Here is an 11,728-nt window from a genome sequence, read left to right as displayed (position 1 = left end):
GACGTTCATCGATCATTCACGAGGAGCGTTTCATGTCCACCTTGCACCACTCGAAATTCCCCAACGTCACCGCCGCCATCGCCGCCTTCCAGGCCGGGCGCCCCGTGCTGCTGCTCGACGACGACGATCGCGAGGACGAAGCCGATATCGTTGCCGCTGCCGAAAACCTGTCGCTGCAGACCATGGCCATGATGATTCGCGATTGCAGCGGCATCGTCTGCCTGTGCCTGGACGAAGCTACGGTCGATGCGTTGCAGCTCGCGCCCATGGTGCAGAACAACCAGGCCCGCCACGGCACCGGCTTCACCGTCACCATCGAGGCGGCCGAGGGTGTGAGCACCGGCGTGTCGGCCCAGGACCGGATCACCACCATCGAGGCCGCACTGCGCTCGACCGCCGAGCAACGTCACATCGTCAGCCCTGGCCATGTGTTCCCATTGCGTGCGCGTGATGGCGGGGTGCTGACCCGTCGCGGCCATACCGAAGGCTCGGTGGACCTGGCGCGGCTGGCCGGGTTGCGGCCAGCCGCGGTGCTGTGCGAGCTGATGAACCCCGACGGCAGCATGGCCCGGGGCGAGCAGGTGGCCGTGTATGCGCGCCAGTACAACCTGCCGGTAGTGACCATCGAGGAGCTGGCGCGCTATCGCGAAGCGATGCTGGAGCTTGAGGCACAACCCGCCTGATCTGCGGCGCTGCTCTTTGGTAGGGGCGGGCTTGCCCCGCTCCTACCAGTACAGCACTCAGCGCAGCCCCAGTTGCCCCTTGAGATAGGCGTACAACATCGCCGCACTCTTGCGATAACCCTCGGCAGTCAGGTGCACCAGGTCTGGTCGCCCCAGGCCGCTGGCCTGCCAGGCGACAATCGAGCACGGCCCGCCCATCTCTGCCTGCCAATCCCAGAACAGTGCCTTGTACTTCTGCGCCGCCTGGCGCTGGATGCGGATCACGCTCGCCAGCGGCTGTGGCTGGCGCGCAGCGCAACTGGCGGCCTTGCGCTGCTTGATCGAATCGGGCGGCCCGACCAGCAGGATCGCCGCCTTGGGCATTTCCTGGCGCAACCGGGCCAAGGTGGCCTCCAACTGCGACTGGTACAGGGCAAGATCGAGCTTGTCGTCGAAGGCTTCGTTGGTGCCATAGGCCAGGATCACCAGGTCAGGCCGCAGCGCCTTAAGCGTGCCTTGCCAACCCGCCTGCCACTTGTCGACCACCTCCAGCCGTGCGCCGTTGATACCCAGCGACGAATAGGTGACCCCGGCGTTTTTCTGGCCCTGGATATACCAACCACCCAGCGCCACGCCCTGGACACCCTCCACACTCAGTTGCACCGGCAGGCCGAGATTGATGAAGGCTGGGCTGAAGCGCCACTCACCGTTGGTGGCCGGCAGCATGCGGCGCTGGCTGCCGTTGGCCACCAACGTGCTGCTGCGCGTTGCCTGATACAGGGCCGAGATCCGGTAGCGTTGTGCGTCGGGGTCGCGGGCCTGGATCTTCACGCCGGGGCGATCGACCACCGGCAACGACAAGTAGCCACCCAACGGAAACTGGCTGCTCTGCTGGTTGCGCGCAGAAACCAGTTCCCACTGACGGCGCTCGCTGGTGACGATCACGCGGTCGTTGCGAATTCCCGGCACGGGCGAAGCCGGCACCAGGCCAATGCCACCGTCGCCATAGCGGGCCTGCAGCAGCTTGCGCAACTCACCGCTGAACAGGTCGGCAGCGGTGTGCGAATCACCCAGCTGGACGATGGAAATGGGCGCACGGCCGGCGTTGCGGAACTTGCCGGCGAGCAGCGCGAGGTTGCCGTCGTCGCGCACATTGGCGACAACGGCGGGCTTGGCCGCAGGCTGGGGTGGCGCGCTGGCGCCGGTGCTGCACGCGGGCAAGGCGCTGATCAGCAGCGCCACGCCCAGCAGGTGATGCCATAGGCGCATCTCAATGTCCTGTTGCAGTCAGGACCGGGAAGCTGATCAGTGACAGTACCTGCGCGGCGATCATCTTCTGGCCCGTGATGGTAAAATGAATGCCGTCGTCGACCCGGACCTTGACCCGCTTGCCCTCCGGCGTCTGCACCGTATACGAGAACTGCTCGTCGGGATAGCCGAGAATCGGGTTGGCCGAGACGTAGTGCTGGCCGAATTGCTGGGTGCGCTCCTGATAAAGGCCACTGAGGTAGCTCATCGCCGTCGACAGCCGCGACTTCTCCATGTTCGGCGGGCCGACCCAGATCACCTGGACATTGTGCTCGCGGGCCTGCTCGAGGATCGCGTCGATGCGCTCACGGTAGGCCACTTCCCACTCCGGCGACTTGAAACGCAGGAACGGCTTGCCCTTGCCCTGGGGCATGTCCCACGGGTCGTTAGGGCCGAGGAATACCACCATCAGGCGGACCTTCGGCGCGCTGGCGAGCGTGTCGGCCACGGTCTTCGGCCAGTTGAAGAAGCCCGGGTAGGCAAGCCCGGTGCTCTGCCGACTGAGGTTGATGGTGTGGATCTGGTAGCGCTTGCGCAGGCTGTTGGCCAGGTGCGGGGCGACGCCCTGCATCAGCGAGTCCCCCACCAGGAACACTTCATCGCCCGCCGCCAACGACGCCAGGGTGCCCGGTGCCACCATCTGCGGCAGCGGTGGCTTCACGACCACGGCAGCGGGCGGTGGCGCCGGTGCCGGTGCCGGTGCCGGTGCCGGTGCCGGTGCGACAGGGTGCGGGGCAGCTGCAGCGACATGCTCAGGCCTGGCCACAGGCGCCTGCAGATCGACACTCACCACCGGCATCGGCGGCGGCAGTTCCACCACAGGCTCTGTACTCGCCACCGCAACCTGCCCGTTGAGGCTGTCGAGGAAGCTGTCACGGCCCTGCTCCAGCGCTGTGGTCAGGCCCGCGCCCAGGCGCCAGGCTGGCAACTGCCCCAGCACCGGCAGTTCGCAACTGTCGTGATACTTCTGCTGGCAATACAGGCTGATCGAGTCCTGGTTCAGCCAGAACAGCAGGCCTGTGGCGACCACCATGGCATACAGCGTGCGCGCCGCGCCCATCTGCACCCGGACCAGCTGACGGATATCAGAAGCTTGCATAGATGAACCCCGGCACACCCGATTGCGACGCGAAGATCACCAGCGACACGAAGATCGCCAGTGGCAGTGGGTACAGTTGCCAGGGCAGGCGCTGGCTAGCTACGAAGCCCTGGCGCAGGGACGCCAGCCACTGTGGATACGTGGCGACGTACAACACACAGGCCAGCAGCGCTACACCGGTGGCCGAGTCGAGCCCGGCCAGGCTGACCTGGGCGATATCGCCAAGCATCTCCCAGGCGCCATCCAGGGTTGGGCTGCGGAAGAAGATCCAGGCGAAGGCGACGTAGTGGAACGTCAGCAGGCGCGCCAGCAGCCCGCTGCCCGGCAGGCGCACAAAGCTCGGCCACAACTGCTCGAACAGCTTGTACAGGGCCAGCCCCACCCCATGCAGCGCGCCCCAGAGGATGAAATTCAGACTCGCGCCGTGCCACAGCCCGGAGATCAGCATGGCCAACAGCATGTTCAGGTTGCCGCGCCACACCCCTTTGCGATTGCCGCCCAGGGGGATGTAGATGTAGTCACGAATGAAGCGCGACAGGCTGATGTGCCAGCGCCCCCAGAACTCCTTGAGGTTGCGCGCGGCATAAGGCGCGTTGAAGTTCTCCGGCAGGCGAAAACCCAGCAGCAGGGCGATGCCAGTGACCAGGTTTGTATAGCCGCTGAAGTTGAAATAGATCAGGAAGCTGTAGCCATAGACGCTGAGCAGCACCTGCTCGGGCGTGAAGCTGCCCGGGGTTTCGAATACCGGATCGACCCACTGGCTGCCCAGCCAGCCGCTGAGCAGGAACAGCTTGACCACCGCCAGGGCGATCAGGCCAAGCGCCCGCTGCGGCTCCAGCACTTCACGCATGGCCTGCGGGCGGATCTGCGGCAGCAGATGCGCCGCGCGATTGACCGGGCCTGCGATCAGGCTGGGGAAGAAGGCGAGGTACAGGGCCAGGTCCAGCGGCGGCGCCGAGACCATCTCGCCGCGGTTGATCGACACCAGGTAGCTGACCGAATGGAAGGCATAGAACGAAAGGCCGATCGGCACCAGCAGCTCGAGCACCGGCAGCGACACCTCGAGCCCGACAGCCGTGAATGCGCCCTGCACACTGGCGGCGAAGAACTCCTGGTACTTGAAGAGGTAGAAACACCCCAATACCAGCGCCAGCAGCAAAACGCCATTGAGCCAGCGGCCGGGCTGGCGCGCAGCCAGCAACCCCAGCAGATACACCAGCACGCTGTAGCCGAGCAGGATGTACAACGATTGCAGGCTGAAACTCGCCACCAGCCCGTAGCTGGCCGCAAGCAGCAGCAGATTCTGCAGGCGCAGGCTCCAGCACAGGCTCCAGTAGACAATGAAGAAGAGCGTGAAACAGAGGCCGAATTCGATCGAAAGGAAGCTCACAACGTAGTCCGTTACGTGACGTCGAGAAGAAGATGGCCCAAGGCCATCAAGATGCCCAGGCCAGAGCGCGCGGGATTATGGCAGAGCCCCCATGGGGTCACAATCCGACCACGTCTCAAATTGCAATAAGAAACTTCTGAAGCAAGTGCAACAAAATACTACCAACGGATTGCCTCCTGGGAGGTACCGCAATTTGCTCCCCCCGCCCCGCTCTGCTAGTGTCGCGCCGTTAAAAACGCCACCGAGACAGTCGCCATGGCCCGCAAGAAAACCTCCATCGATTTCGAACAATCCCTCGCCGACCTGCAAGCCTTGGTCGAGCGCCTGGAGACCGGCGAGCTGTCGCTGGAAGAGTCGCTGGCAGCGTTCGAGCAGGGGATCGCCCTGACCCGCGACTGCCAGGGCGCGCTGGCCCAGGCCGAACAGAAGGTGCAGATCCTCCTGGAGCGTGACGGCGAACTGGCCGCCGAGCCCTTCGACGCGGAACCGCAGGAATGATCAACAGCTACCAGAGCGCCTGCCAGGCGCGCGTCGACGCCGCCCTCGAGCCGCTGTTCGTGGCGCCGTCCAAGGAGCTCGAACGGCTTTACGCAGCGATGCGCTACAGCGTGATGAACGGCGGCAAGCGTGTACGCCCGCTGCTCGCCTACGCCGCTTGCGAAGCCTTTGGCGTTGCGCCCGAGCAAGCCAACGGCGCAGCCTGCGCGGTAGAGCTGATCCATGCCTACTCGCTGGTGCATGACGACCTGCCGGCCATGGACGACGACGACCTGCGCCGCGGTCAGCCGACCACCCACAAGGCATTTGACGAAGCCTGCGCGATCCTTGCTGGCGATGGCCTGCAGAGCCTGGCCTTCAGCGCGCTGCTCGATGCGCACCTGAGCCCGCAGCCTGACGCCATCCGCCTGGCCATGGTCCAGGCTCTGGCCAAGGCCGCAGGCCCGGCCGGCATGGTCGGCGGCCAGGCCATCGACCTCGGTTCGGTCGGGGTCAAGCTCGACCAGCAGGCCCTGGAATACATGCACCGGCACAAGACCGGCGCACTGATCGAGGCCAGCGTGCGTCTCGGCGCCCTGGCCAGCGGCCGTGCCGAAGCCACCCAACTGGATGCCTTGCAGACTTATGCACAGGCCATCGGCCTCGCGTTCCAGGTGCAGGACGACATCCTCGACGTCGAAAGCGATACCGCCACCCTGGGCAAGCGCCAGGGCGCCGACATCGCTCGTGACAAACCAACCTACCCCGCCCTGCTCGGCCTGGATGCCGCCAAGGCCTATGCGATCGAACTGCGCGACCAGGCGCTGGTCGCACTTGAAGGGTTCGGCGAAAGCGCCGAGCCGCTGCGGGCGCTGGCGCGCTATATCGTCGAGCGCCGCCATTAAGCGTTGATGCCAATCCCCTGTGGGAGCGGGTTTACCCGCGAATGCGATGCCGGGCCTACCGCCGTCTTCGCGGGTAAACCCGCTCCCACAGGGTCGGCGTAACCCGTGGTCCAATGGGCACTTTTCCCACAATGGGGTAAACTGCCGCGTCTTCAAACCTATAACGACTCGCCTGATGCCCACGACGTTTCAAGAGATCCCCCGCGAACGCCCGGTCACGCCTCTGCTGGACCGCGCCGACACGCCAGCCGGCCTGCGCCGGCTAGCCGAAGCCGACCTGGAGAGCCTGGCCGACGAACTGCGCCAGGAGCTGCTCTATACAGTTGGCCAGACCGGTGGGCACTTCGGCGCAGGCCTCGGCGTCATCGAGCTGACGATCGCCCTGCACTACGTCTTCGACACCCCGGACGATCGTCTGGTATGGGACGTCGGTCATCAGGCCTACCCGCACAAGATCCTCACCGGTCGTCGCCAGCGCATGCTCACCCTGCGTCAGAAAGACGGCGTCGCTGCCTTCCCGCGCCGCAGCGAGAGCGAGTACGACACCTTCGGCGTCGGCCACTCGAGCACCTCGATCAGCGCCGCACTGGGCATGGCCATCGCCGCCCGCCTGCAGAACGACCCGCGCAAGTCCATTGCCGTGATCGGTGACGGCGCGCTGACCGCTGGCATGGCCTTCGAAGCGTTGAACCATGCCCAGGAAGTCGATGCCGACATGCTGGTGATCCTCAACGATAACGACATGTCGATCTCGCGCAACGTCGGCGGGCTGTCCAACTATCTAGCCAAGATCCTGTCCAGCCGCACCTACGCGAGCATGCGCGAAGGCAGCAAGAAAGTGCTGTCGCGCCTGCCCGGCGCCTGGGAGATCGCCCGGCGCACCGAAGAGTACGCCAAGGGCATGCTGGTGCCCGGCACCCTGTTCGAGGAGCTGGGCTGGAACTACATCGGCCCGATCGACGGTCATGACCTGCCGACGCTGATCGCCACCCTGCGCAACATGCGCGACCTGAAGGGCCCGCAGTTCCTGCACGTGGTCACCAAGAAAGGCAAGGGTTTCGCCCCCGCCGAGGTCGACCCGATCGGCTACCACGCCATCACTAAGCTCGAACCTGTCGACAAGCCCGTCGCACCGAAAAAGCCCAGCGGGCCCAAGTATTCCGCCGTGTTCGGGCAGTGGCTGTGCGACATGGCTGCCGCCGACAACCGCCTGGTGGGCATCACTCCGGCAATGAAGGAAGGTTCGGACCTGGTCGCCTTCAGCGAGCGCTTCCCGGAGCGCTACTTCGACGTGGCAATCGCCGAGCAGCACGCCGTCACCTTCGCTGCCGGCATGGCCTGTGAAGGCGCCAAGCCGGTGGTGGCGATCTACTCGACCTTCCTGCAGCGCGCCTACGACCAACTGATCCACGACGTGGCGGTACAGGACCTCGACGTGCTGTTCGCCATCGACCGCGCCGGCCTGGTCGGCGAGGACGGCCCGACCCACGCTGGCAGCTTCGACCTCTCGTACCTGCGCTGCATCCCCGGCATGCTGGTGATGACCCCGAGCGACGAGAACGAGCTGCGCAAGATGCTCAGCACCGGGCACCTGTACAAAGGCCCGGCCGCCGTACGCTACCCGCGCGGCACCGGCCCCAACGCGCCGATCGACGGCGACCTGGAGCCGCTGGAAATCGGCAAGGGTGTGATTCGTCGCCAGGGTTCGAAAGTCGCGTTGCTGGTGTTCGGCGTGCAACTGGCCGAAGCGCTGCAGGTGGCCGAGCAGATCGATGCCACGGTGGTCGACATGCGCTTCGTCAAGCCGCTCGACGAAGCGCTTGTACTGGAGATGGCCGGCAGCCATGAGCTGCTGGTGACCATCGAGGAAAACGCCATCATGGGCGGCGCCGGTGCGGCGGTCAGCGAGTTCCTGGCGCGTGAGGCGGTGGTCAAGCCACTGCTGCACCTGGGCTTGCCGGATATCTATGTCGAGCATGCCAAGCCTGCGCAGATGCTGGCCGAGTGCGGGCTGGATGCTGCTGGCATCGAGGCCTCAGTGAAAGCCCGCATGGCCAAGCTCGGCCTGTAAGGCCCTTTCGCGCGCAAGCCCGCTCCCACAGGGATTGCACAGTATTCGAGTACTGTAGAAACCCTGTGGGAGCGGGCTCGCCCGCGAATGCTATTGTACTGCCCATGAAAATCCTGACCTTTGCACCGCTGCTCTGCCTCCCTCTGCCCTTGCTGGCCGCCGAACGCGACAACGCCCTGAAGCTCCCCGACGTGCTGATCAGCGCCAACCGCGAAGTCGAATCGCGCAGCGCCACCAGCGCCGCCAACACGGTCTTCACCCGCGCCGACATCGACCGCCTGCAACCCTCCAGCGTCACCGACCTGCTGACCCGCGTGCCCGGCGTGCAAGTCGCCCCCACCGGTGGCCGCGGCAGCCTGCCCGGGATTTTCATCCGCGGCACCAAGGCCGCACAGAGCCTGGTGCTGGTCGATGGCGTACGCATTGCCAACGCCACCTCCGGCGACAGCGGCCTGCAGTTTCTCGACGTCGACCAGATCGAGCGCGTCGAAGTGCTGCGCGGCTCGCGCTCGGCGGTCTACGGCAGCGACGCCATCGGTGGGGTGATCCAGATCTTCACCCGACGCGCCAGCGGCCCCGGCCTGCAACCGCGGCTGCGCCTGGCGGCCGGCAGCAACCAGACCTTCCAGCGCAGCCTGGGACTGTCCGGTGGCGATGGCCAGACACGCTTCAACCTCGGCGCCAGCCTCGACGAAACCGCAGGGATCGATTCGACCGGGCCGTCCTTCGCCAGCGATGGCGATCACGACGCCTACCGCAACAAATCTTTCAACCTGAGCCTGAGCCACACCTTCGGTGAGCGCTTCGAGGCCGGGGTGAACCTGCTCGACAGCCGGGGGCGCAGCGAATACGACAACCCCTTCGGCCGATTCGACCCCGTCAGCTTCGAAAGCTTCGGCCAGAAACCCTACACCGACTTCACCGTCAGCAGCCTGGGCACCTATATCGATGCCCAGCTCAGCGACCTCTGGCATTCGCGTGTGGAGATCGGCCATAGCGAGAACCGCGACCGCAAGCGCGACAAGCTTAGCGACGATGGCAGCGTATTCAACACCTATCGCGACCAGATCACTTGGCAGAATGATCTCGCCCTCGATGCACGGAACAACCTCTCGCTGGGCGCCGACTGGTATCAGGACCGGGTGCACGGCAGCACCGACTTCGCCGAGGACAGCCGCTACAACCGTGCAGCCTTCCTCCAGCATCGCTACAGCGGCGAAAGTTTCTCCACCGAATTGGGCGTGCGGCGCGACCAGAACCAGCAGTTCGGCGGCCAGACCACCTGGAGCGCCAGCCTGACCCTGCCGCTGAACACCGACAACGACTTGCTGCTGTCGTACAGCGAAGGGTTTCGTGCCCCCACCTTCAACGACCTGTACTACCCGCAGTACAGCAACCCTGACCTCGACCCTGAGCGCTCCAGGAGCTATGAACTGCAATGGCGCAGCCAGTTGAGCGATAGCAGCCGCCTGGAAACCTCGCTGTACCGCACCGATCTGCGCGATGCGATCATCTTCGGCGAGGGCTCGATCCCGCGAAACGTTGCCTCGGCGCGGATCAACGGCATGGAGATGTCACTGACCCAGGACTGGGGGCCCTGGCGCAGCCAGCTTGGCCTTGCGCTGATCGACCCACGTGACCGTGACACCGGCCATACCCTGGCTCGCCGCGCCCGCCGAACCTTGAGCCTGGACCTGGACCGACAGTTCGAGCGCTTCAGTGTGGGGGCGAGCTGGCAGGCGTTGAGCAACAGCTATGACGACGAGGCCAATCGCAACAGGCTCGGCGGATATGCACTGCTGGGCCTGCGCGGCAGCTGGGCGGCAAGTGATGCGCTGAAGTTCGAGGCCAAGGTGGATAACTTGCTGGACAAAGGTTACAGCCGCGCGCTCTACAACTATGACGGCAGTGACTACGGCTACCGCGAAGAAGGCCGCACCTGGCTGCTGAGCCTTACCTGGACACCGGCGCTGTAGACGCCAGCAGCGCACACAGGCGCGCCGTCGCTTCGATCATTTGTCCGCTGGGGCGCTCCAGGCCCTTGTCGGGCACCACCAGCAGGTGCCCACCGGCAACGGCGCTGAGCTTTGGCCAGGCCTTCCAACCAGCCAACTGCGCAGCGTCGCCGGCCAGGATCACATCAGGGTCGCGCGCCAGCACCGACTCGACGCTCACCTGCGGCGCAGGCTGCTCAAGGTCGGCAAAGACGTTGCGCGCCCCACAGACCGCCAGTGCATCACTCACCACCTGACGGCCACCCAGGGTGTACAACGGCGAGTTCCAGACCTGATAGAACACCTTGAGCGGCTGCTCGCGGCGATAGCGCTCGCGCAGTTCGGCCAGGCGCTCGCGCAGCCTCTCAGCGTAGCGCTGCCCCTGCTTGGCACGCCCCAGGCGCACGGCGATGGCCTGGATCTGCTCGATCAGTTGCTCCAGGTCGTGGGGCTCGCTGCTGAACGTGGCAATCCCCAGCTGACGCAACTGGTCGCGCTGGGCCGGGGGCACGCTGCCGGGCCAGAGCAGCAGCAGGTCGGGCTTGAGCGCCAGCAGGTGCTCCATGTCCAGTTGCCCGTAGCGCCCGACCGATGGCAGATCCTTCAGACGCTGCGGCCGCTCGCCGCTGTCGAGCACGCCCACCAGCAAATCGTCCGCCTCAAGCTCCAGGACGATCTCGGTCATCGACGGCCCGAGGCTGATCACGCGCGGCCCAGCCTCGGCAAATGCACCGATCGACAGCAGCATGGCAACGAAAAAGGCGCGCATCAGCCTAATTGGCGCGGGATGCGATAGAGGTAGAGCAGCACCACGGTAGACAGCGCCAGCAGCACCTGCGGCACCGCCTCCAGCCCCACCAGCACCGAGAGCGCGGCGATCCAGGCCGGGAAGCAGGCGTAGGTCATCGCCAGACGACGAACCCGCGCCAGTTCGATCCAGGCGGCGGGCTCTTCGGGGGTGTCGAGCACCTTGGAGGTGGCGATCAGCGCCCGCTTGTATGCACCGAAGCGCGGCAGGCTGAGAAACATGGTGGCCGCACCGGCAATGAACAGTGGCATCGCCAGCACCGGAATCAGCGCTTCACTGCCACCAAAAGCCCAGGCCATGACCGGTAGCGGCACCAGCCCGACAGCCAGATACTGCCACCAGGCCAGCGCCAGGCGCCGCTTCACCTGGCCACGGGTCACGCCTGGGGCGCCTCGCCCTGGTGACGGTTGCCCATCATGTGACCGAGCTTGTCGGCCTTGGTCGCCAGGTACAGGCGGTTGTGCGGGTTGTGGCCAGTGTGCAGCGGCACGCGTTCGGCAACCACGATGTTCATGTCGGTCAGGGCTTTGACCTTGCGTGGGTTATTGGTCATCAGGCGCAGCGACTTGACGCCCAGGTGCTCGAGCATCGGCAGGCACATGGCGTAGTCTCGCTGGTCGGCCGCAAAGCCCAGGCGCTCGTTGGCCTCGACGGTATCGGCACCGCCATCCTGCAGCTCATAGGCGCGGATCTTGTTCAACAGGCCGATGCCTCGACCTTCCTGACGCAGGTACAGCAGCACGCCACGACCTTCACGGGCGATGGCCTGCAGCGCGGCTTCCAGTTGCGAGCCGCAGTCGCAACGCTGGCTGAACAGAGCGTCGCCGGTCAGGCATTCGGAGTGCAGACGCCCGAGCACCGGTTCACCGTCGGCGATATCACCCAGGCTGAGCACCACATGCTCGCGGCCGGTGGCTTCGTCGAGAAAGCCATGCATGGTGAATGTCGCAAAGGGCGTTGGGAGTTTGGAGGCGGCAACAAAGACGACGGGCACGTTGTGCTCCTGATAAGTAG

The 11,728-nt window shown here is 65.4% G+C and carries 11 protein-coding genes; 5 read left to right on the top strand and 6 right to left on the bottom strand.

Annotated features, from left to right (window positions below):
- The first annotated feature begins 32 nt into the window (after positions 1 to 32).
- Positions 33 to 683: a 3,4-dihydroxy-2-butanone-4-phosphate synthase gene (gene ribB, locus ACMGGG_RS00525; protein ID WP_054892761.1), complete on the top strand. Its 651-nt coding sequence runs from the start codon at positions 33 to 35 to the stop codon at positions 681 to 683.
- Between the two features lie 57 nt (positions 684 to 740).
- On the opposite strand, the gene ACMGGG_RS00520 is transcribed toward ribB, so the two are convergent.
- From ACMGGG_RS00520 to ACMGGG_RS00510, 3 genes are read right to left on the bottom strand one after another with little or no spacing between them, the layout of a single operon-like run.
- Positions 741 to 1,931, bottom strand: a complete 1,191-nt coding sequence (locus tag ACMGGG_RS00520) for an SGNH/GDSL hydrolase family protein (protein WP_063542539.1) — start codon at positions 1,929 to 1,931, stop codon at positions 741 to 743.
- Between the two features lies 1 nt (position 1,932).
- Entirely contained in the window at positions 1,933 to 3,069 is a 1,137-nt protein-coding gene (locus ACMGGG_RS00515; protein WP_414154701.1) for a DUF459 domain-containing protein, read from the bottom strand.
- Positions 3,056 to 4,459, bottom strand: a complete 1,404-nt coding sequence (locus ACMGGG_RS00510; RefSeq protein ID WP_414154700.1) for an MBOAT family O-acyltransferase — start codon at positions 4,457 to 4,459, stop codon at positions 3,056 to 3,058. Before ACMGGG_RS00510 ends, ACMGGG_RS00515 begins: the two co-directional genes overlap by 14 nt.
- Before the next feature lie 255 nt (positions 4,460 to 4,714).
- On the opposite strand from ACMGGG_RS00510, the gene ACMGGG_RS00505 reads away from it, so the two are divergent.
- From ACMGGG_RS00505 to ACMGGG_RS00490, 4 genes are all read left to right on the top strand, one after another.
- Positions 4,715 to 4,957 carry an exodeoxyribonuclease VII small subunit gene (locus ACMGGG_RS00505; protein ID WP_054892757.1) on the top strand — a complete coding sequence of 81 codons (243 nt, stop codon included), beginning with the start codon at positions 4,715 to 4,717 and terminating at the stop codon, positions 4,955 to 4,957.
- A complete protein-coding gene (gene ispA / locus ACMGGG_RS00500; protein ID WP_054892756.1) occupies positions 4,954 to 5,841 on the top strand; it encodes a (2E,6E)-farnesyl diphosphate synthase in 888 nt (295 codons plus the stop codon). The genes ACMGGG_RS00505 and ispA overlap by 4 nt, the downstream gene beginning before the upstream one ends.
- Positions 5,842 to 6,016: 175 nt before the next feature.
- Positions 6,017 to 7,912: a 1-deoxy-D-xylulose-5-phosphate synthase gene (gene dxs, locus ACMGGG_RS00495; RefSeq protein ID WP_414154699.1), complete on the top strand. Its 1,896-nt coding sequence runs from the start codon at positions 6,017 to 6,019 to the stop codon at positions 7,910 to 7,912.
- Between the two features lie 104 nt (positions 7,913 to 8,016).
- Complete coding sequence (locus ACMGGG_RS00490) at positions 8,017 to 9,888, top strand: TonB-dependent receptor domain-containing protein (RefSeq protein WP_414154698.1); 1,872 nt, start codon at positions 8,017 to 8,019, stop codon at positions 9,886 to 9,888.
- Here the strand turns inward: ACMGGG_RS00490 and ACMGGG_RS00485 are convergent.
- The 3 genes from ACMGGG_RS00485 to ribA are packed head-to-tail and all read right to left on the bottom strand — an operon-like array spanning position 9,866 to position 11,708.
- The gene (locus ACMGGG_RS00485; protein ID WP_414154697.1) at positions 9,866 to 10,675 is read right to left on the bottom strand and encodes a cobalamin-binding protein; all 810 of its coding nucleotides are present in this window, start codon (positions 10,673 to 10,675) and stop codon (positions 9,866 to 9,868) included. The genes ACMGGG_RS00490 and ACMGGG_RS00485 overlap by 23 nt on opposite strands.
- Entirely contained in the window at positions 10,675 to 11,094 is a 420-nt protein-coding gene (locus ACMGGG_RS00480) for a hypothetical protein (RefSeq protein WP_063542525.1), read from the bottom strand. The genes ACMGGG_RS00485 and ACMGGG_RS00480 overlap by 1 nt, the downstream gene beginning before the upstream one ends.
- Complete coding sequence (gene ribA, locus ACMGGG_RS00475) at positions 11,091 to 11,708, bottom strand: GTP cyclohydrolase II (RefSeq protein WP_054893604.1); 618 nt, start codon at positions 11,706 to 11,708, stop codon at positions 11,091 to 11,093. Before ribA ends, ACMGGG_RS00480 begins: the two co-directional genes overlap by 4 nt.
- Positions 11,709 to 11,728: the final 20 nt, after the last annotated feature.

The sequence above is a fragment of the Pseudomonas sp. BNK-44-b genome, from assembly GCF_047456245.1.
Classification (GTDB): Bacteria; Pseudomonadota; Gammaproteobacteria; order Pseudomonadales; family Pseudomonadaceae; genus Aquipseudomonas; species Aquipseudomonas machongensis.
This window is presented reverse-complemented; position numbering and strand designations above follow the sequence as displayed.